The organism is Hoeflea sp., assembly GCF_039975035.1.
Taxonomy (GTDB): Bacteria; Pseudomonadota; Alphaproteobacteria; order Rhizobiales; family Rhizobiaceae; genus Hoeflea.
Genome location: NZ_JBDWHW010000195.1, coordinates 14179 through 35352, shown reverse-complemented (window position 1 = coordinate 35352; position 21174 = coordinate 14179). Strand labels below are relative to the sequence as shown.

Annotated in this window: 19 protein-coding genes; 8 read left to right on the top strand and 11 right to left on the bottom strand. The window is 62.4% G+C overall.

Features of this window, described 5'->3' with window-relative positions:
- Nucleotides 1-737: 737 nt before the first annotated feature.
- The 7 genes from glp to ABJN75_RS17560 all read right to left on the bottom strand — a co-directional run bounded on the left by glp (nt 738) and on the right by ABJN75_RS17560 (nt 9168).
- Nucleotides 738-1949, bottom strand: a complete 1212-nt coding sequence (glp, locus tag ABJN75_RS17590) for a gephyrin-like molybdotransferase Glp (RefSeq protein WP_348440885.1) — start codon at nt 1947-1949, stop codon at nt 738-740.
- 5 nt (nt 1950-1954) lie between these two features.
- Nucleotides 1955-2455: a cyclic pyranopterin monophosphate synthase MoaC gene (gene moaC, locus ABJN75_RS17585; protein WP_348440884.1), complete on the bottom strand. Its 501-nt coding sequence runs from the start codon at nt 2453-2455 to the stop codon at nt 1955-1957.
- Complete coding sequence (trpC, locus tag ABJN75_RS17580) at nt 2456-3271, bottom strand: indole-3-glycerol phosphate synthase TrpC (protein ID WP_348440883.1); 816 nt, start codon at nt 3269-3271, stop codon at nt 2456-2458. It abuts the gene before it with no gap.
- A 4-nt stretch (nt 3272-3275) separates the two neighbouring features.
- Nucleotides 3276-4310 (bottom strand): anthranilate phosphoribosyltransferase, encoded by a 1035-nt coding sequence (trpD, locus tag ABJN75_RS17575; protein WP_348440882.1) that lies wholly within the window; start codon nt 4308-4310, stop codon nt 3276-3278.
- Nucleotides 4311-4334: 24 nt separating this feature from the next.
- Complete coding sequence (locus tag ABJN75_RS17570) at nt 4335-6224, bottom strand: SurA N-terminal domain-containing protein (RefSeq protein WP_348440881.1); 1890 nt, start codon at nt 6222-6224, stop codon at nt 4335-4337.
- 336 nt (nt 6225-6560) lie between these two features.
- Nucleotides 6561-8081, bottom strand: coding sequence for an aldehyde dehydrogenase family protein (locus ABJN75_RS17565; RefSeq protein WP_348440880.1), 1521 nt, complete (start codon nt 8079-8081; stop codon nt 6561-6563).
- 106 nt (nt 8082-8187) lie between these two features.
- Nucleotides 8188-9168, bottom strand: coding sequence for a GAF domain-containing protein (locus ABJN75_RS17560; protein ID WP_348440879.1), 981 nt, complete (start codon nt 9166-9168; stop codon nt 8188-8190).
- Between the two features lie 373 nt (nt 9169-9541).
- On the opposite strand from ABJN75_RS17560, the gene ABJN75_RS17555 reads away from it, so the two are divergent.
- From ABJN75_RS17555 to ABJN75_RS17540, 4 genes are all read left to right on the top strand, one after another.
- Nucleotides 9542-10006: a PilZ domain-containing protein gene (locus ABJN75_RS17555; RefSeq protein WP_348440878.1), complete on the top strand. Its 465-nt coding sequence runs from the start codon at nt 9542-9544 to the stop codon at nt 10004-10006.
- 97 nt (nt 10007-10103) lie between these two features.
- Nucleotides 10104-10874 (top strand): triose-phosphate isomerase, encoded by a 771-nt coding sequence (gene tpiA / locus ABJN75_RS17550; RefSeq protein ID WP_348440877.1) that lies wholly within the window; start codon nt 10104-10106, stop codon nt 10872-10874.
- Between the two features lie 130 nt (nt 10875-11004).
- Nucleotides 11005-11412 carry a preprotein translocase subunit SecG gene (gene secG / locus ABJN75_RS17545; RefSeq protein WP_348440876.1) on the top strand — a complete coding sequence of 136 codons (408 nt, stop codon included), beginning with the start codon at nt 11005-11007 and terminating at the stop codon, nt 11410-11412.
- Between the two features lie 155 nt (nt 11413-11567).
- The gene (locus ABJN75_RS17540) at nt 11568-13205 is read left to right on the top strand and encodes a CTP synthase (protein WP_348440875.1); all 1638 of its coding nucleotides are present in this window, start codon (nt 11568-11570) and stop codon (nt 13203-13205) included.
- An 88-nt stretch (nt 13206-13293) separates the two neighbouring features.
- Here the strand turns inward: ABJN75_RS17540 and ABJN75_RS17535 are convergent, their stop codons facing one another.
- From ABJN75_RS17535 to ABJN75_RS17525, 3 genes are all read right to left on the bottom strand, one after another.
- Entirely contained in the window at nt 13294-13602 is a 309-nt protein-coding gene (locus tag ABJN75_RS17535) for a YdeI/OmpD-associated family protein (protein WP_348440874.1), read from the bottom strand.
- Between the two features lie 290 nt (nt 13603-13892).
- On the bottom strand, nt 13893-14270 hold the full coding sequence (locus ABJN75_RS17530) for a hypothetical protein (RefSeq protein WP_348440873.1): 378 nt from the start codon (nt 14268-14270) through the stop codon (nt 13893-13895).
- 177 nt (nt 14271-14447) lie between these two features.
- Nucleotides 14448-15122, bottom strand: coding sequence for a hypothetical protein (locus ABJN75_RS17525; protein ID WP_348440872.1), 675 nt, complete (start codon nt 15120-15122; stop codon nt 14448-14450).
- Between the two features lie 184 nt (nt 15123-15306).
- On the opposite strand from ABJN75_RS17525, the gene ABJN75_RS17520 reads away from it, so the two are divergent.
- Nucleotides 15307-16812 carry a mechanosensitive ion channel family protein gene (locus ABJN75_RS17520; RefSeq protein ID WP_348440871.1) on the top strand — a complete coding sequence of 502 codons (1506 nt, stop codon included), beginning with the start codon at nt 15307-15309 and terminating at the stop codon, nt 16810-16812.
- Nucleotides 16813-17844: 1032 nt separating this feature from the next.
- Nucleotides 17845-18255 (top strand): hypothetical protein, encoded by a 411-nt coding sequence (locus ABJN75_RS17515; RefSeq protein ID WP_348440870.1) that lies wholly within the window; start codon nt 17845-17847, stop codon nt 18253-18255.
- 69 nt (nt 18256-18324) lie between these two features.
- Here the strand turns inward: ABJN75_RS17515 and ABJN75_RS17510 are convergent, their stop codons facing one another.
- Nucleotides 18325-19194, bottom strand: a complete 870-nt coding sequence (locus ABJN75_RS17510; protein WP_348440869.1) for a D-alanyl-D-alanine carboxypeptidase family protein — start codon at nt 19192-19194, stop codon at nt 18325-18327.
- Nucleotides 19195-19375: 181 nt separating this feature from the next.
- Between ABJN75_RS17510 and ABJN75_RS17505 the strand changes: the two genes are divergently transcribed.
- Both ABJN75_RS17505 and kdsA read left to right on the top strand, forming a co-directional pair.
- Nucleotides 19376-20269 (top strand): VOC family protein, encoded by an 894-nt coding sequence (locus tag ABJN75_RS17505; protein WP_348440868.1) that lies wholly within the window; start codon nt 19376-19378, stop codon nt 20267-20269.
- The gene (gene kdsA, locus ABJN75_RS17500) at nt 20266-21111 is read left to right on the top strand and encodes a 3-deoxy-8-phosphooctulonate synthase (protein WP_348440867.1); all 846 of its coding nucleotides are present in this window, start codon (nt 20266-20268) and stop codon (nt 21109-21111) included. Before ABJN75_RS17505 ends, kdsA begins: the two co-directional genes overlap by 4 nt.
- Nucleotides 21112-21174: the final 63 nt, after the last annotated feature.

Here is a 21174-nt window from a genome sequence, read left to right as displayed (position 1 = left end):
TACGGCACCCCTGCTGCCGGATCGATTGCCGGCATGAAACAAAACCAGAACCTAGGTATCATGTTCCATATGTGTTCCGCAAGGGGGTAAGGAAACAATGAAGGAACATTGGCGGCGCGAACCATAAACGGGCACGGAACACCCGCAATCGCGATCGAGAGAAGCGGACGAATCTGCACACTCGTTTTGTTGGCGCGCCTGCGGGAATAGTCATTCCCGAGCAAATGGCGAGTCATTGTTATGAAGAGACAGCCCGGAAAATCCGCAGCCAGGCGAAATTGGGGAGCTGCGATTGGCCGGCCTGTTGGGTAGCCTCTTCCTCATCGCAGTGTTGAGCAGCGGGAGAGAGAGTTGATTGCAGCATCCTGCAAAGTCGAGGGGAAGGCGGGGTGTTATCTTGCTGCCGCCTTCGTCATGGCGCCCGGTTGCCGCGCACTCGTCCGGTCCCTGGATTTGGCCCACATTTCGACGGCGGTACGAGGGGGAAATGCCGCTAATATTTGGAAGCGATTTGCGCATCTTTGAGACCGGCATCAGCAGTTTTGAGGGGCAATAAGATCCCATTCGCGCCTAAATCGATCGGTCACCAAATTGCCGAGTTCAAAAGCGTCGCTGGTACAAAATCAATGATAACTATAGGTTTCCGGAGGTGGCCACCTTCAGAAAATCCAGCCAACCCTATGAAGTCCCGGCTATTGCCGGAGATAGGGGCGCATTGCGGTTTACAGGCAACCCCGTCAGCGGCGCAAAACCAGCACGTCGCAAACCGAACCGGCCTTGGCCGGTGGGGCGAAGGGCGGGCGGACGATCAGGCAGCGGGCGTCGGAAAACACTTTCATCAGCGAGGAATCCTGCCGCGCCATCGGTGTGGCGACAAGTCCGCCATCCGCGCCGGTGGCAAGCTCGCCGCGCAGATAATCCTGACGTTGATCATTCTCCGGCAAGTCACTGGCCAGTATGGCTTTTTGCATGCGGTCAGGGTCCGGTCTTCCGGCCAGCCTGGTCACCAGCGGTTCCAGGAACAGATGCGCGCACACCAGGCTCGAAGCCGGGTTTCCGGGCAGCCCGATGACGTGCATTCCACCCAGTCTTCCCGACATCAGCGGCTTGCCCGGGCGCATCGCGATCTTCCAGAAATCCAGCGTCATGCCCCGCGCAATCATCGCCTTTTGCACCAGGTCATGGTCGCCCACCGAGGCGCCGCCGATGGTCACCAGAACATCGGCCTCATGGGCGATCGCCGTATCAAGCGCCTCGTCAAGCGCCTCCATCCGGTCGGCCGCAATCCCCAGATCGACGACATCCGCGCCGGCGCCGCGCGCCAAGGCCGCCACGCCGAAGGTGTTGGACGCGATGATCTGTCCCGGCCCGAGGCTCTGGCCGGGCAGGCGCAATTCGTCGCCGGTGGCCAGAACCGCGACAATCGGCCGGCGCTCGACGGGCAGGGCGGCGTGGTTCATCGCCGCGGCAAAGGTGATGGCGCCCGCGTCAAGCAGGCGTCCGGCCGCAAGCCCGATCTTGCCTTCCTCGAAATCAACGCCGGCGCGGCGGATGTGCCGGCCAAGGATCGCCGCTTCATTGAGCCGCACAGTGCCGTCATCAAGCCGCTCGGTCATTTCCTGAATGACGACGGCGTCCGCGCCATCAGGTACCGGCGCGCCGGTAAAGATCCTGATGGCCGCGCCGGCTTCAAGCGAGCCGTCAAAGCCGTGTCCGGCGGCGGATTCGCCCTGCAGCTTCAATGTCGCGCCGGCGACCGCTTCGGCCGCGCGCACCGCGTATCCGTCCATGGCCGAGGCTTCGAAGGGCGGATGGGTGCGAAGTGCGGGAAGATCGCGCGCCAGCACCCGTTCGAAACTGTCCGCCAGCGGCAGCATCTCCGGCTCGCCGCCTGGCGCCGCACCGTCCAGAATTCGCATCAGCGCTTCATCAACCGGCATCAAGGCCATCAGCTTTATCCTTTTGCGTTGAGAGCCCAGTCGCCGGATTTGCCGCCGGATTTGGCCAGCACCCGGATGCCGCCGATTTCCATGCCCCGGTCCACCGCCTTGGCCATGTCGTAAATCGTCAGGCAGGTCACCGACGCCGCGGTCAGCGCTTCCATCTCGACACCGGTCTTGCCGGTGAGCTTGGCCAGTGTCCGCACGCGCAGGCCGGGCAGGGCGTCGTCGGACTCGATTTCGACGCTCACCTTGGTCAGCGCCAGCGGGTGGCACAGCGGGATCAGGTTGGCCGTCTGCTTGGCGGCCATGATGCCGGCAATCCGCGCAGCCCCGATCACGTCGCCTTTTTTCATGTTGCCCGCCAGAATCAGCTTCAGGGTTTCGGGCTGCATCCGCACATGGCCTTCGGCTTCGGCAACGCGCACCGTATCGGCCTTGTCGCCGACATCGACCATCACCGCCGATCCGTCGGCGGCAAGATGGGTCAGCCGGGGTTCTTTTTCGTCAGCCATTCATTGCGCCGCCGTGCTTGTTACGCACCCGGTCAGCAGCGCCCGCGTCGCTGCCGTGACGTCGGACTGGCGCATCAGGCTTTCCCCCACCAGAAATGTCTGGATGCCGCATCCCGACAGCCGTTCGCAATCGGCAAAAGAACCGATGCCGCTCTCGCCGACCAGAATGCGGTCGTCCGGCACCATCGCCGCCAGCCGCTCCGACACCGCAAGCGACACCTCGAAGGTGCGCAGGTTGCGATTGTTGACCCCGATCAGCCGGCTCTCGAGCCGCAGCGCGCGCTCCATCTCGGCCTCGTCATGCACCTCGATCAGCGCCGCCATGCCAAGCCCGTGGGCCTCGTCCTCGAGCCGCCTGGCGTCATCATCATTAAGCGAGGCCATGATGATCAGGATCGCGTCGGCTCCCCAGGCGCGGGCTTCCAGCACCTGATACGGCTCGAACATGAAATCCTTGCGCAGCGCGGGCAGGGCGCAGGCGTTCCGTGCGGCTGTCAAAAACGCCGGCGCACCCTGAAACGATGGCGCGTCGGTCAGCACCGACAGACAAGCCGCTCCTCCGGCCTCATAGGCCCTGGCCAGCGAGGGCGGATCGAAGTCGGCGCGGATCAGGCCCTTCGACGGGCTGGCCTTCTTGATTTCGGCAATCAGCCCGTAACCGCCGGCCTGGTGCTTGGCTTCGATGGCGGCAATGAAATCACGCGGCGGTTCGGCAGTTCGCGCCCGCGCCTTGATCTCGTTCATCGGCACGGCGGCCTTGGCGGCGGCGATCTCGTCGCGCTTGTAGGCCTCGATCCGGGTCAGGATGTCGCTCATGCTCTCACCCCGCCTTCGGCGCCGGCGCATGCGCCCGGGAGACGCTGACCAGCTTTTCCAGCGCGCCAAGTGCTGCGCCGCTGTCAATCGACGCGCTTGCCACGCCGATGGCCTCGCGCAGGGTTTCGGCCTGTCCGGCGATCACCAGCGCACCTGCCGCGTTGAGCACGGCAATGTCGCGGTAGGCGTTCTTTTCGCCTTCCAGCACCCGTTTCAGCGCCGCGGCATTGTAAACCCCGTCACCGCCCTTGAGTTGATCCAGTGTCACCCTTGAAAGGCCCAGATCTTCCGGCGTCGTGTCAAATTCGCGAATCTCGCCGTTCTCCAGCGCCACAATTTGCGTCGCCCCGGTCGTGGTCATCTCGTCCAGCCCGTCGCCATGCACCACCCAGACCGTTTCCGATCCCAGATCCCGCAACACCTGCGCCAGCGGCTTGAGCCAATGGGCCGAGAACACGCCGAGCAATTGCCGTTTCACCCCGGCCGGATTGGACAGCGGTCCGAGCAGGTTGAAGATTGTCCGCGTGCCCAGTTCCACCCGGCTCGGGCCGACATGGCGCATCGCCGAATGATGCGCGGGCGCGAACATGAAGCCCACGCCTGCCTGATCGATACAGGCCGAAATGCCCCTGGGGTCGAGTTCCAGCGACACACCCAGCGCGGCAAGCGAATCCGCCGCACCCGATTTCGACGACAGCGCCCGGTTGCCGTGTTTGGCCACCTTGACCCCGGCGCCGGCCGTGATGAAGGCTGCAGCCGTCGAGACATTGTAGGTGCCCGAGGCGTCGCCGCCGGTGCCGACAATGTCGATCGCGTCAGCCGGCGCTTTGACCGGCAGCATCTTTTCGCGCATCACGCTGACCGCGCCATAGATCTCGTCAACGCTTTCGCCGCGCACCCTCAGCGCCATCAGCAGACCGCCGATCTGCGAGGGTGTCGCATCGCCCGACATCATCACATTGAACGCGCTGCGGGCTTCGTCCCGGTTCAACGGGTCGCCATTGGCCACCTTTGCGATGAATGACTTGAGATCGGCCATGTTGATCGGCTCCCGTACTCTTTTCTAGAACGCCAGGGCGCGCTCGCCCAGCGTCTGGTTGACCGACACCCCGTACTCGGCCTGCAGTCGCGCCACCATCTGATCGAGAATGTCGTCAGCGATTTGCTGCGACACCTGCGCGCGCTGTTCGGGCGCCACCGAGTCCGCCGTGACCGACGCGGCGTCATTGACCGATTTGACCTTGAGCAGGATCTTGTTGTCGCCCGATGCGTCATCGGCCACCGCAACAAGACCGGAAGCCCCGGAGAAGGCGGAGGCAATTGCTGCCTCGCCAAACACCGCATCCGCGCCGGCGCGATTGAGCGAGAACTTGGTCTCGACGGCGAGAGAAAGCTCCTCCGCAATCGTGGCCAGGTCGGCGCCTTTGTCCATGCGCTCCTTCAACTCGGTCGCCTTGGTGCCCAGCGCTTCCACTGTTTTCATCGCGGTCCAGTCCGCCACCACCTGCTCCCGCACCTCGTCGAGCGTGCGGTCGCGCGCCGGCGTCACATCCTCCACTTCAAACCACAGGAAGCCGTCGCTGCCGATGCTGAGCGGCGGGGTTTCCACGCCGATTTCGGCCTCGAAGGCATCGCGCAGCAATTGCTGCGATTCGGGAAGATCGCGCAGCACTGTGCCATCCGGCGCCCGGCCGGCGCGGTCAACGGCTTCCACCGTGACCGGGGTCAGTTTCTGCTCTGCCGCCGCCTCGGCCAGCGTCATGCCGCCGGCGCGGGCATCCTCATAGGCGTCATGCACGTCAAGCAGCACCTGAGCTGCTTCCGCCAGCGCCAGTTCCTTGCGGATTTCAGGTTCGACTTCGGCAAAGCTCCGGGAGGTTTCCGGCTTGATCTCGGAAACCCGCAGGATCACCGGGCCGAACTGGCCGTCAACCACCGGTGTGGTGCCGCCTGCCTGCGTGACCGCGAATGCGGCATCGGCCAGCGACTGGTCCGGCATCGAAGACTTGGTGAACGACCCGATCCGCACATCCACCGCACTGCGGCCCTGATCCGTGGCCAGTTCATCAAAGCTCTTGCCGCCGGCAAGCGCCGCAGCCGCCGCATCCGCCGCCGCCCGGTCGGCAAACACCAACTGGTCGACCGTGCGGGTTTCGGCCGTAGTATACCGGTCCTTGCGGGACTCGTAATCGGCGCGCGCAGCCTCTGCGGTGATCGCCGCGGGATCGGCGATGTCTTCATTCTGCAGCTTCACATAGGTGATCTTGCGGTATTCGGGCGCTGCATATCTTGCCTTGTTGTCCTCAAACCAGGCCGAAAGCGTTGTCTCGTCGGCAGCCGCCACCGGGTCGATATTGGACTTGGTCAACAGCAGGTAATCCACATCGCGGGTCTCCGCTTCATAGCGCGCCAGCGTCTGGATCATGGCGTCAGGCGCCTCGAACCCGTCCGCGATCGCCTCGACGATCTGGGTTCTCACGGCCACCTGGCTGCGGCTCTTGAGGTAATCTTCCTCGCTCATGCCGACCGAACTCAGCACGCGCTGGAAATTGCCTCTGTCAAACCTGCCGTTGAAATCATGAAACGTCGGATCTTCGGCGATCAACGCGGCCAGCCGATCTTCCGACAGCCCCAGGTTCATCTCGCGCGCCTGCTCGTCGAGAGCCGCGCCGGCGATCAGTTGCGAATAGACCTGGCTTTCGATGCCGAAGGCGCGGGCCTGTTCGCTGGTCAGCCGTTGACCGATCTGGCGTCCGACAACCGCCATCTGGCGATCATAGGCGAGACGGAACTCGTTGGGTGTGACCACGGTGTCGCCCACGCTGACAACAGCATTGCTGCCCGCTGTCAGGATCGAACCTGAAATCCCCCATACGCCGAACGAGGCGACAAGCATTATCAGAAGAAATTTGGCAACCCAGCTCCGGGCGCCCCTGCGCAAAGTATCAAGCATCAAAGCTCCTGCGGCATCAACAACATCGGTCGCGGGCAGGCGCAACACCGCCCCCGCAAACCTTCCATGCGTCCCTTTAGACCAAACCGGCGGTGAAATGAAGAGCAGCAAGAGAGAATGGAGCGGGTGGCGGAAAGATGCTGACGCGGATGCAATCGATGCGGCAAAGGTCCGGCATAGGGCAGGGGGACCTGAGGACGCGGTGCGCGCGGCAAACTGCCGGCGACAGCGGGCGGACCGCCTTGTGCCTGGCCGGTGTTCGCCATGACGCAAGGCGGTCCGAATACAAAGGAGCCCGCACAAGGGCGGGCTCCTTCCGGCTTTTGTCTTGGGAGATCAGAAGAAGCCGAGTTTGTTGGGGTTGTAGCTGACCAGCATGTTCTTGGTCTGCTGGTAGTGATCGAGCATCATCCGGTGGTTCTCGCGACCGATGCCCGACTGCTTGTAGCCGCCAAAGGCCGCATGGGCCGGGTAGGCGTGGTAATTATTCACCCACACCCTGCCGGCTTCGATGTTGCGGCCAAAGCGGTAGGCGCGGGTGCCGTCGCGGGTCCACACGCCGGCGCCAAGGCCGTACATCGTGTCGTTGGCAATCGCCAGCGCCTCGGCTTCGTCCTTGAAGGTGGTGACACTGACCACGGGTCCGAAGATTTCCTCCTGGAACACCCGCATCTTGTTGTGGCCCTTGAGGATCGTCGGCTGGATGTAATAACCACCGGCCAGATCGCCGTTGAACCGCGCTGAATCGCCGCCCACCAGCACCTCGGCGCCTTCCTCGGCGCCGATGGTGAAATAGGACATGATTTTCTCATGCTGCTGCTTGCTGGCCTGTGCGCCAACCATGGTGGTCATCTCGCGCGGATCGCCTTGCTGGATCGCCTTCACCCGTGCGATGCAGCGCGCGATGAATTCCTCGTAGATGTCCTCCTGGATCAGTGCCCGCGACGGCGAGGTGCAGACTTCACCCTGGTTGAAGGCAAACAGAACAAAGCCTTCCACCGCCTTGTCGAGAAACGCGTCGTCCTGGGCCATCACGTCGGAGAAGAAGATGTTGGGGGATTTGCCGCCCAGTTCCAGCGTCACCGGGATCAGGTTGACCGTCGCGGCCTCCATGATCTTGCGCCCGGTTGCGGTTGATCCGGTAAAGGCGATCTTGGCAATGCGGCTGGATCGCGCCAGCGCGTCGCCGGCTTCGGCGCCCAGGCCGTTGACGATGTTGAGCACGCCATCAGGCAGCAGGTCGGCAATCAGTTCGATGACAACCATGATCGCAGCCGGTGTCTGTTCGGCGGGCTTGAGAACAATGCAATTGCCCGCCGCCAGCGCCGGGGCCAGCTTCCAGGCTGCCATCAGGATGGAAAAGTTCCACGGAATGATCTGACCGACCACACCCAGTGGTTCCTGGAAATGATAGGCGACAGTGTCGTTGTCGATCTCCGACATCGATCCTTCCTGCGCACGCAGGACCCCGGCAAAATAGCGGAAATGGTCTACAGCCAGCGGAATGTCGGCATTCACCGTTTCGCGAATCGGTTTGCCGTTGTCCCAGGTTTCCGCGGTGGCGATCAGTTCCAGATTGGCTTCGATCCGGTCGGCGATCTTGAGCAGCAGGTTCGAGCGCTCAGCGGCGGAGGTCTTGCCCCAGTCCTCTTTCGCGCCATGGGCCGCGTCGAGAGCCAGATCGATGTCGGCGGCATCCGATTTGGCGACCTTGCAGACAACCGCGCCGGTGATCGGCGTGATGTTGTCCATATAGCGCCCATTGACCGGCGGTACGAATTTCCCACCGATGAAATTGTCGTAGCTGGTCTTGAATGGCGAACCCAACAGGGACGCGTTCTGAATCATTTCGTTCATCATATCCTCCACATGCACCCGGGCCCTCCGCCAGGGAATGATGCGAGGGTGATGTGGTCAGGGCGCTCTGTCAGCCCCTTCAAAACCGCCGTGAAGGCAAACTGTCTCAGACTTGAGACAGGTCATCCGTGGATTCGCCGATACCCAGCCGTTTCATCCGGCGATACAGGGTCGCCCGGCCAATGCCGAGGTCGCGCGCTGCCTGCGAGACATTGCCGCCGGTCCGGGTCAGGGCGCGAATGACCGCGGCGCGCTCGGCTTTTTCGAATCCGCGCAGACCGTCACTGCGCCCGAAAAGATCCGTTGCCGGGATCGGATTGATCTGGCCGGTGGCCATCATGCCGAAAGCTCTGCGCGCTCCGCGGGTTGCCCCGATGACGATATCGTCGGCATCGATTGCCAGCAGGGTGGCGGCCTCTGTGTCGTCGGCGTCGGCGTGCAGGATGCGGGCATCGGGAAAGGCTGCGCGAAATGTGTCGGCCTCGATCTGTCTGGCGGTTTGGGTGACCATGGCGGCGATCAGGCGATTGAAGGCCTCTGTCTGCTCGGATCGTGCCGAAGACACATCAAGCGCGCCGACCAGTTGTCCGTCCGGGCCATAGATCGGCGCATCCATGCAGCTCATCGCGGTGTTGCGCGCCAGAAAGTGGTCGCCCTGATGAATGATGATTCGCCGGTTTTCGGCCAGACAGGTGCCGATACCGTTGGTTCCTTCCGCCGCCTCCGACCAGTTTGCTCCCTCTGCGAGCCCCCAGCTCTGGAATATGTCGCGATCCGCGTCCCGGCATCGCTGGTCGAGTACCACACCCTCGAAATCGCAAAGCAGAACCGCGCATCCGGATTGCCCGACCAGCCCGAAGAGTTGATCGAGCTTCGGCGCGGCAACCTGCAGGAACTGTTCCATTGCCTGGCGCCGGTGCGACAGCGCTGTTTGGTCAATCCGGTCGATGGGTGCATGCCGGCCCGGATCCAGCCCGTGAACCGTGATCGAACGTCGCCAGGAGGCGACCAGTCGTGAGCGAGCGGAAGCGGACGCGGATTCCGACGCTGAAAGCACCTTGTCGATATGGTCATTGATCGGTTTCATTTTCCTCGCCCGGATATTCACCCGTTCACCCAGCCCCTTTATCAACCCCTCTTCGATTGAACGGTATCCCGGCTCACGAAGCAAGCCCGGGGCAGAGCGGACAGGGCAGCAACCATATCAGAAAACCGGCAGACGTTAATTCAACCAAAGCCGTTGGCGCGACGCTGCGCAGCGGACGTTATCAGCAAGGTCTGCCAGAAGGCAGATGGATGGCTTCGGCTTGCCGTGATAGGGACCGGACGGCAAATCGCGAGATTTTTCTCAATCATCGCCAACACGGTCACCGGAATTCGTCTGACCGGTTTACATTTTTTTCATGCACTTGCCCGACTATATAAGGCCGCCTTCCGGCAAGGCAGCATGGAAATGACGCATGGCTTCGAAATCCGCAAATGTGGCTGAACAACAGGATGATGAATCCTACAATCGCAAATCCGGCGTCCGCTACAGCGCCAATTGTCCCGGCGTCGTTGAACTGACCTTCGTCAACAGGAAGCTCTACATCGCGCTCACCGGCGCCATCGTGAACATTTCGGCGTCCGGATGTCTGTTTTCAAACCAGAAGACGCCATGGAGCACCATCGACCTGGGCAAGGCCGGGGAATCGGCGTTCGATCTGATCGACGAGGACTGCCATATCTACATCCCCTGGGCCAATATCCACCGTCGCGGCAAGGTCCGGCGTGTCGGCGCGTATATTATCGGTGTGCAGTTCACCAAGCCGATCCCGGAGGACCTGGCCAGACACATTGCCGGGCTGGAGCCCGGTTCGGGACGTCATTTCAAGCCCACGGACGCCCGCAAGTACAACCGCATTATTCCCTTCGGTCACAAATAGGTGTTGCCGCCGCCCGCAAAGCCGGCCGCGGCCGCCGTTTGCAAATCGCGCCCCGTCTGCTAAGCCCCGTCCATGACAATCCGAACGGGGAAAACCGATGACACCTGACATTCGCCCGCTTGTGGCAGGCAACTGGAAGATGAACGGCACGCGTGATAATCTTGACCAGATCAAGGCCATCGCGGAAGGTCTCGGAGAAGACCTGGCGGACGCCATCGACGCGTTGATCTGCCCGCCCGCCACGCTGCTCTATGTCGCCACCGCAATCGCCGAACAGACCCCGCTCGCCATCGGCGCGCAGGATTGCCATGACAAGCAAAGCGGCGCCTATACCGGCGACATTTCCGCCGCCATGATCGCCGATTGCCTGGCGAGCCATGTGCTGGTCGGCCATTCCGAACGCCGCACCCTGCATGGCGAGAGCAACGAGACGGTCCGCGCCAAGGCGGAAGCCGCGAAGGCAGCCGGTCTCGTCCGCGTCATCTGCATCGGCGAGACCGAAGCCGAACGCAACGCCGGCGCGACGCTCGATGTGCTGGGCCATCAGCTCTCGGGCTCAGTGCCCGATGGAGCAACGGCCAGCGACACCGTCATTGCCTATGAGCCGGTGTGGGCCATCGGCACCGGGCTGACCCCCACCGTCGACGATGTCGCCGAAGCCCATGCCTTCATCCGCAGCGAGATGACAAAGCGCTTTGCGGGCGAGGGGGCCTCGATGCGGCTGCTCTATGGCGGGTCGGTCAAGCCGGACAATGCGGCCGAGCTTCTCGGCATCGCCCATGTTGATGGAGCCCTGATTGGCGGCGCCAGCTTGAAAGCGGCCGACTTCCTTGCCATCTGTAAGGCGTGCCGCGGCCTTTTGAGCTGACATCGCGCCTGAATTGAACCTCCATTCGGCGGCCATTGGGCCGGACGGGACTTGGAAAGCCGGCGGGCCTCGTGTAAAGAGCCGCAAACCGGACCATGATTGCGCCCGCAAAGGGCAGGAAAGAACCCTGATGCAAACCGTATTGATTGTCATTCATCTCATGATCGTGCTGGCGCTTGTCGGCATTGTGCTGATCCAGCGCTCCGAGGGCGGCGGCCTGGGTATCGGCGGCGGCTCCGGCTTCATGTCGGCGCGGGGCGCGGCCAACGCGCTGACGCGGACCACCGGCATTCTCGCAGCCGCCTTCTTTGTCACCTCGCTGGCGCTCGGCATCCTCGCCCGCTACGGCAGCAGCCCCACCGATATTCTCGACCGGATCCCTACCCAGACCGACGGCTCGGGCACCGGTGTTCTCGACCAGCTTGGCGGCGCCGCGGCACCCGCGACCGCTCCGGCCGAAACGCCGGCGGCTGGCACGGCCTCCGACATTCCCGCTGCTCCCGAGGTGCCTGCCTCGGACGTTCCTTCCGGTCAGTAAGCCTGGAAGTCCCCTTGACCGGCGGTTGGCGTCAAAGCCTCCGCCGGTTTTTTCGTGTGGTTTTCATAGCAATTGAATTGTTATGCACCGCTAAAATGCGCCATCGGATTTTTTGGGTGGCGGAATCAGTCTTCTGAAGGTATCGGTTTGATCCCATGGCGCGATATGTATTCATAACCGGCGGCGTGGTCTCCTCGCTTGGAAAAGGCATTGCCTCGGCCGCCCTTGGTGCGTTGCTGCAGGCCCGTGGTTACCGGGTGCGGCTGCGCAAGCTCGACCCCTATCTCAATGTCGATCCGGGCACGATGAGTCCGACCCAGCACGGCGAGGTGTTTGTCACCGACGACGGTGCCGAGACCGATCTGGATCTGGGCCATTACGAGCGCTTCACCGGGCGCTCGGCGGTCAAGTCCGACAACATCACCACCGGCCGGATCTACAAGGACATCATCGACAAGGAACGCCGCGGCGATTATCTCGGCGCCACCGTCCAGGTAATTCCGCACGTTACCAACGAGATCAAGAACTTCGTGCTCGAGGGCAATGAAGACTATGATTTCGTGCTCTGCGAGATCGGCGGCACCGTCGGCGACATCGAGGCGATGCCGTTCATCGAGGCGATCCGCCAGCTCGGCAACGATCTGCCGCGCGGCAATGCCGTCTATGTCCATCTCACCTTGATGCCGTGGATCGCCGCTGCCGGCGAGCTCAAGACCAAGCCGACCCAGCATTCGGTCAAGGAACTTCAGGCCATGGGCATCGCGCCCGATATCCTGCTGGTGCGCGCCGACCGCCAGATTCCCGCCGAGGAACGCCGCAAGCTTTCGCAGTTCTGCAATGTGCGCGCCTCCGCCGTCATCCAGGCACTCGACGTGCCGTCGATCTATGATGTGCCGATTGCCTATCACAAGGAAGGCCTCGACACTGAAGTGCTGGCAGCCTTCGGCATCGATCCGGCGCCAAAACCTCGCATGAAGGCCTGGGAAACGGTCTCCGAGCGGATTCACAATCCCGAGGGCGAAGTCACCATCGCCATCGTCGGCAAGTATACCGGCCTCAAGGACGCCTACAAATCGCTGATCGAGGCGTTGTACCATGGTGGCATCGCCAACCGGGTCAAGGTCAAGCTGGAATGGATCGAGAGCGAGATCTTCGAGAAGGAAGACCCGTCGCCCTGGCTTGAAAAGGTCAATGGCATCCTGGTACCCGGCGGTTTTGGCGAGCGCGGCGCCGAAGGCAAGATTGCCGCGGCCAAATTCGCGCGTGAGCGAAAAGTTCCCTATTTCGGCATTTGTTACGGCATGCAGATGGCGGTGCTCGATGCAGCGCGCAATCTGGCCGACATCAAGGACGCCATGTCGTCCGAGTTCGACCGCAAGAACGGCACCCACGTCGTCGGCATCATGACCGAATGGCTCAAGGGCAACCAGCTTGAAAAGCGCGCCGAGAATGGCGATCTCGGCGGCACCATGCGGCTCGGCGCCTATCCGCATCCGCTGAAATCCGGCTCGCTGATTGCCGGCATTTACGGCTCCAACGAGGTTTCCGAGCGGCATCGTCACCGCTACGAGGTCAACATCGCCTTCAGGGACCAGCTCGAAGCCGCCGGCCTGGTGTTTTCCGGCATCTCGCCCGACGGCCTGTTGCCTGAAACCATCGAGTATCCCCAGGATGTCCACCCCTGGTTCATCGGCGTGCAATACCACCCCGAACTCAAGTCGCGGCCGCTTGAACCACACCCGCTGTTCGCCAGCTTCATCGAGGCCGCACTGGAGCAATCGCGGCTGGTTTAGGGTCAGGCCTGACAGGCTGAGCGAAGCCGTCCAGGGAACGGGGGGGCTGTGACAGCCCTCATTTTCCCGCAACGATGCGGCTTGGTTCTCAATTTTTGGATTTTTTGTCGATCAACACAGCTTGCTGCCATTTGCCGGGCTTCTTGTCGGTCCGATGAATACAGCCTGCCCAACAGCATGGACGTTTTTGACCTTCGAGAAGCTCCTCGACCGTTCGTTTGATCCGCCTTGTCCTGGTCTTGTCCTGTTTTGCATCTTCGACCCAGCAGATAAATTCGTTGCGGGCTATCGGAGTCAATTCCTCCCAGAGGTTGGTCACTTCTGTTGTTTCGGTCAGCGCATCAATCAAGTCGGTGGGCAATTCGTGGACAAGGCCACCTGATATTTTGCTTTTCATGCAGTCTGCCTGCCAGAATCCGGTGAAGCTCTAAATCACGAGCTGTTGTGCGAGCCAAAATAGCAGGCAAAGGCGCATGATTGAATACTTGAATTTCTGCGTGTGTCGCGACAGACATCGACAGTGTGGAATTGTCCGAAACCTGCCCGGTGCATTGGGCAGCAGGTGCACTCTCCCCGCCCGGAACGGACCAGGACACGTCCGCTGGCCTTCGCGAGTGGTTTGCGCCTGCGGATCACGTGCGTTGACAAACGCGCGCCAGGTCCGACCGGGCCCGGCGCGCCATGATATCAGACCGGATTGCCCAGTCCGTTCTTGAAGACAGTATAGAGAAAAATCAGCATCGAAGCCGCTGTCAGCATGGATCCTGCTGCTGCGGCCGCCTCGCCACCGTGCTTGAGCGCAATGGCTATTCCCGGCACCATCACCACGACACCGGCAAGCGCCACCGCCAGATGAATTTTGGCAAGGCTTGAAGCCGCCGCCGCCGGGGTCAATGTATAATAGACGCCAAACAGCCCCATGGTGACCCAGCCGACCAGATTGAGGTGGGCATGGGCGCCGGCCATCAGATGATCACCGGAAATTGCCATGTGTATCCCCCACACCATGCCAAGTGTCACGCACAGCACTGCCGCCAGAAAGAAGTAAAATCCGATTCCACGCATGGTCTCCCCCCGTTTTTGTGGTGTGCCGGGCGCGGTGGCCATCTCCCGATCTCAACCAACATTTCCGGCGCGCAGAATTTTGCTCCTGCTGCAGGATTTTGAAAAGGGCGCGGCAGTTGTCCTCGGCTGACCGCCAGATCTTCCGGTTGCAGAATCGTTCTCAATTCGCCTATGCGCTCAGCCGGCCCACCAGCTTGCCAGCAACACCGCAATCGGCACCGGCGCCACCGCCAGGGAAATGCACAGCATAAACTGCGGCACGCTCATCAGCTTGCTCAACCCTGTCATCAGCGCAATGCCGCCCCCGCCGCCCAGAAGCGTGTTGCCGGGAAGGTTGATCAGCATCACCAGCGTGATAATCCGGTGATCGACCAGCCAAGGCTTGAGCCAGCGAGGTGCGGTCTGGGTGAGGTAGCGGTCGCGCCCCTCCGGCCCGAGCCGTTCAAACGCCGCGACCAGTCGGGAGGCGCGGACAAAACCGTGACGGGCCAACCATGCCGCCAGCCGGTGTTCGGGAACCAGGCGCCCCAGCGTGAATGACAGCGTCAGCGCTGCAATCGTCGACAGATAGACAATCGCCGCAATCGGCGCCCCGAACACCATCAGCAGCGCCACCCCTATCTCGGTGCCCGGCACGAACGGAATCGCGGTGAGCACGATATAGGCCACCAGAATGGCCGCCACGACGCCGAGATAGGGCATACCCGCCTGGGTGATCGACGAGACCTGCAAATGCGCCTCGATCGCCATCCCCAGCCAGCGGCCTGCAAGGATCAGGCAGCCGTAAAACGCCAGCAGCAGGGCTATCCTTGTCCATCGCCGGGTCCGGCTGTCGCTGGGGGTGTCTTGCATTCAGCCTTCAATCTCTTGCGCCGCGCGCGCCTTGTCCCCGCATCATCTCAGGGCATTGCACCCGATCTTATCACAAACTCCATCTGCCAGGTCGAACGGAAATACTCCGCCCGCCTGTTGCCGCCCGCACCACACGGCTGTAGCGATCCTCCACAGCCGTGCGCCACAGAGACCCGACAAGTCGTTGTCTGCCGCTACCGGTTCGGTCTACCTTGCTTTCCCGTCACGTCCGGTCATTCTCGACATCGCGCATCACACGATCAACGCCCAGGATCAGGAACACGCCATGCGGCATCTCAGCATTTTACCACGCATCCTTGCGCGTGTAGCCGTGCTCATCCTCGCTCTCGCCCTCTCGGGCAATGCCGCCACCGCCCAGCAAACTGTCGAACCTGCAGGCCCCACCATCGAGATTGGCGAGGGCGTCATCGCCGATAGCGAGATCCGCGCCCGCATCCAGACCATTTTCCGCGAACTCGACGGGCTTGGCGGCATCCGGGTTTCGGTCAGGTCCGGCGTGGTCACGCTTGACGGCCAGGTTGAGGAGGCGGTGCTTGCCCAGAAGGCCGAGGACCTTGTCAGCCGTGTCTCGGGCGTTGTCGCCATCGAGAACCAGCTCACCGAACAGACCGCGGTCACCGAACGCCTCAAGCCGGTCATCGGCCGCTTCGAGACCAGGCTGCAGCAGACGCTCGATTATCTGCCGCTGATGCTTGTCGCCGCTCTGGTCTGGCTGCTGATCGGCCTGCTGGGCTGGTTTGTTACCACCCGCAATCAGCCCTGGGGCTGGCTCACCCCCAACGCCTTCATCGCCGATCTCCTGCGCCAGACCGTCTGGCTCGGCTTCCTCATGTTCGGCGCCCTGATGGCGCTCGATATCCTGGGAGCGACCGCCGTGCTCGGCACCATTTTAGGTGCGGTCGGCATCATCGGCCTCGCCATCGGTTTTGCGGTCAAGGACACGGTGGAAAACTACATCGCCTCGATCCTGCTGTCGGTTCGCCAGCCGTTCCAGCCGCGCGATTTCATCGCCATTGAGGGAATTGAGGGGTTTGTCGTCCGGCTCACCTCGCGCGCCACCATCCTGATGGATGTCGACGGCAACCACATCCGCATCCCCAATGCCACGGTGTTCAAGGCCAATATCGTCAATTACACCCGCAATCCCGAGCGCCGGTTCTCCTTCGAACTGGGCATCGATGCCGGCAGCGAACTGCACGAGGCGCTGTCGGTCTGTCATGAAACGCTCAAACGTCTGGGTTTCGTGCTGGGAAATCCCGAACCCGGCGCATGGATCGAAAAGGTGGGCGAATCCAACGTCGTCATCGGCGTCTCGGGCTGGATCAACCAGTCGGAGACCGATTTCGTCAAGGCAAGGTCGGAGGCGATCCGCACGGTCAAGAACGCGCTGGAAACCGCCGGCTTCGCGTTGCCCGAACCGGGCTATCGGCTGCGTATAGACCCGGGCGCTACAGTGGCCGATGCTGCCGTCCACAAACCCCCGACACGCAGGAAGCCCGCGTCGGCGCCACCTGCACCAGCGGCGTTTGCGGCTGACGATCAGGTCACCGACACCGGCGTTGATGAGGCGGTGTTGAAAAAGGTGGATGACGAACGCCAGCAGCAACCCGGTTCCGACCTGTTGTCAGACGACGGAAAGGACGAGCTTGGCACCCGTCCGGTGGTGTGAGACGAATAGGTATGCGAGGATAAAACAGGACGGCCAGCGTGTCCTCGCGGCAGCTGCGTGACGTCAATCTACAGCCCGACCCCGTTCTATAGATAACGGCGGTCGCGTCCCGGATGGCTTGTGGCAGATGTGCCGGGCTTCGTCCAGAGTGGTGACGCGAAGGAGTGGGGAACAGTCCAGACCGGTAGGGTTGTTTACAGAATGGACCGGATAGGTGGTTTACAGCTTTTCGGCACAAGCAGGCGAACGCCACATGTCAGCCAGGCCGGCTTCGGGTTTCATTCGCACCGGTAGCGAGGTTAAGCTGGTTTTGCATCCCTGTCTCAAGCGATAGGGCTGCCCCATGGCCCGCAACACGCACTGGCGCGGTGCAAGAATTTCTGCCTGAAATGTTGAAGTTCAATACCTTGGGCCAAATTTACCCCAATATTTTCCCCACCCCCAAACCCCGTGCCACACTTGGCTTGCTCTTGCTGCCGGATGGATCGCGAACGCTTCGGTTCAGGCGGGAGGAATGCCCTTCAGGGCTTGCCGTAACGTGCGGTGGGCACCGTGGGGAGGCGGACGCTGACGCGGCTCCGCTGGCAGCCGGACCCTCCTTCGGGAGCGGTGCGGCCAAGCCAGCCACCGGATCGTCCTCGCATCCGGGTTCCGTCATCTGGCGGGACAAGCGGATGGACGGCGAGACGGGCCTGTGGCGGATCTGATCGTCGGGTTGGCGATGAGGTTCGTGCCGGACCGCGTTTCACGCTTTGCTGCCTGGCCTTGTCCGGGCTGAAGCAGCGAGCAAGGAGCCGCCTGTCGGATGCGGACATCATCCGGCAAAGTTCGGGCCGCGCGCGTGGTTGCGCCAGCGTTTTATAGAAATTTCCGTAAGGCAAAGCCCGCGTGCGGCCCTCCGGATTGGTTTTCTCTCTTCATCACCCCGGCGGATGCCCGCGCGGGGCATTGGCCGTTGCGCTCTTGTCGCGAAACAGAAAACCTGAAACATTCTGTCGGTGCGGCACAAATTGTCAGATGGGAGCCTTGACCATGAGCGTTCGAAACAAGCTTCTCGGTGCCGGCGCGCTGGCGCTGGCGGCGCTTGGGTTTTCAACTCCGGCCCACGCCACCGTGTCGATTTCCTGCAGCGACATGAAGTTCGACTCCAGTCTCGAAATCGTGCTTGGCGCCGGGCCGGTGCCCAATGTGTTTTCGGTCGCACTCTCCGTTGGCGGGCGTGAGTTCACCACCGGGCCGGGCCATCCCGGAGACCCGGTCGACATCGCCCAGGCTTTCGATGATGGCGAGGTCTTGCGCATCGATCTGGTCGATCCGCAGGCGACAACGCGGATCGCGGCGATCCGGCTGCTTTACGGTGATCATGACGACAATCCGTTGCGGATCGGTTTCGTGCAGATCGAGCAGGAGCCGCCGGTGGGCATTTCCTGCGAAGGGCCCTGACCGCGAATTCCGGGCGTCCGGCCCGGCCATGATGCAGCCCTTCGCGAAGCGGGCGTGACCGGAAAAACCCTATTTCGCCTTGCTCACATATGTCGACATCAGCCGCGCCATGCGGGCGTTGCGGATCGCGGCTGAATCCTCGCCCATCACCACGCCGACCACGGATTTGCCGCCGCTGCGCACCGAGGTGGCGAGGTTGAAGCCCGAGGCCCGGGTGTAGCCGGTCTTCAGCCCGTCGGCGCCGGGGATCATGTCCATCGCCTTGTTATGGCCCTTGATCGTGCGGCCGGCGACGGTGACCTCTTTCTGGCCGAAATAGCTGTAATAATGCGGAAACTGGCGCCTGAGCGCGATCGACAGCCGGGCCATGTCGGTCGCCGTCGTTACCTGTTCCGGATCAGGCAGGCCCGAGGCGTTCTTGAATGTGGTGCGGCTCATCCCCAGCGTGCGGGCTTTCGCCGTCATCATCTGGGCAAAGCGGGCTTCCGATCCGCCGCCCAGGAATTCGCCCACCGCGGTGGCCACATCATTGGCGGACTTGACCACCAGCACCCGGATGGCGGTGTCGACCGGGATCGACTGTCCGGCCTTCAGGTCCAGCTTGGAGGGCGGGCGTGCGGCGGCGTTGCGCGAGATCGGGATCAGGTCCGTGCGGCTGACGCGGCCCTCATCCATGGCTTCGAACATGAGATACAGCGTCATCATCTTGGTCAGCGAGGCCGGGTAGCGCACCTCGTTGACATTGGCGCCGTACAGCATCTTGCCGCTTTTGGCGTCCACCACGATAGCCGCATACTTCTCTGTTACCGGCGCCACCGGCGCCATGGTATCCTCAATGGATCCACCCGACGAGGCGCAGGCCGATACCACGGCCATCACCACAATCATCGTCAACGACAAGCGGCAGCGGTGCAACGCGCCAGCAATCAGACCGGTCAAGGACAGCTCCTGTTAAATCCAGTCAACTGCTTACCGTCCGGGCGTGATTCACGCAAGGGTGCGCCCTCGCAGCGGCGGTTTCGGGGCTGCATCCCCCTGTCCGGCAAGATCAGGCTCTCCCGCGCGGTTGCACGCCTTCCAAGCTTGCTGATAAGGGGAGTGCCAAACGGAGAAACAATCGATGGCCTCACCGCGATCCCCACGCCCCCTCGATCATCTTGTGCTGCCGGTCGAAGATCTCGAGACGACCCGCGCCCGGCATATCAGCCTCGGTTTCACAATCGCCGCCGAGGCCCGACATCCCTTCGGCACCGAGAACGCCTGCGTCTTTTTCAAAGACGGCACCTATCTCGAGCCGCTGGCCATCGCCTCGCGCGAGGAGTGCGAGCAGGCCGCACGCGAGGGCAATGTCTTCGTTGCCCGCGACCAGGCCTATCGCTTCCGCAGGAGCGATACCGGGTTCAGTGCGTTCGTGGTCGGTTCGAAGAACGCCGAGGAGGACCGCGACCGGTTCCTCAAGCTTGGGATGTCGGGCGGCGACCTGCTGTCGTTCTCAAGGCCGATGAAGCTGCCCGATGGCTCGGATCTGACCGCAAGCTTCAAGCTGGCCTTCGCCGCCGATCTGCGCGCGCCGGATTTCTTCGGCTTCGCCGTCGAGCGCATCAATGTTCCCGCCGCCGACCGGTCGGCGCTGACCAGGCATGACAACGGCGTCACCGGCATCTCGGAGATCATCCTGTCCGAGCCCAATCCGACCGATTTCCAGTATTTCATCCAGGAACTTGCCTGCAATCGCGAAGTTGACGCCAATTCCTTCGGCATGTCGATCGAGCTCGATGGCTCAACCGTCACCGTCTACAACAAGGCAGGCATGGAGACCCATCTCGGCATCATCGATGCGTCGCGTGAGCGTGGTCTGATCGGCCGAGCAATTGTCTATCACGTCGAGGATCTGGCCGCGGTTGCCGCGCTGCTGCATGCCAATGCGGTGACCGCCCGTCAGGTCGCCGGACGGCTGGTTGTCGATCCCGCGCCGGGTCAGGGCGCCTTCTATTGCTTCGAGGAAATCCGATGAGCGCTGCGCCCAACGCCAATGTCACGGTTGGCAACACCCTGTTTGGCAATGATCTGCCGCTGACCCTGATCGCCGGCCCGTGCCAGTTCGAATCCCGCGATCACGCTTTCGACATGGCCGGCGCGCTCCAGGAATTGTGTGCCGGGCTCGGCATCGGACTGGTCTACAAATCGAGCTACGACAAGGCCAACCGCACTTCGCTCTCCAGCACCCGCGGTGCCGGCATGGACGCGGCGCTGCCGGTGTTCGACGAGTTGCGCGCAAAACTCGGTCTGCCGGTACTCACCGACATCCACACCGAAGAACACTGCGCCATCGTCGCCCCCCATGTCGATGTGCTGCAGATCCCGGCCTTCCTGTGCCGCCAGACCGACCTGCTGGTTGCCGCGGCGAAGACCGGCAAGGTCATCAACGTCAAGAAGGGTCAGTTCCTGGCGCCCTGGGACATGAAGAATGTGCTGGGCAAGCTTACCGGTTCCGGCAATCCCAATGTGCTTCTGACCGAGCGTGGCGCGTCCTTCGGCTACAACACGCTGGTCTCCGACATGCGGGCGCTGCCGATCATGGCTGACATGGGCGCTCCGGTGATTTTCGACGCCACCCATTCGGTGCAGCAGCCGGGCGGGCAGGGGACCACCTCGGGCGGCGAGCGCCGGTTCGTCGAAACCCTGGCCCGCGCTGCCGTCGCCGTCGGTATCGCCGGCGTGTTCATCGAGACCCATCAGGACCCCGACAATTCCACCTCGTCGGATGGTCCCAACATGATCCCGCTCAAGCAGCTGCCGCGGCTGCTCGAAACCCTGATGGCGTTTGATGCGGTGGCCAAGCGCCCTGCGGTCTGAGCCGTCACTCCGCGCCAAAATATCATGACTACAAAAAGACCGCCGATTATCCCCGGCGGTCTT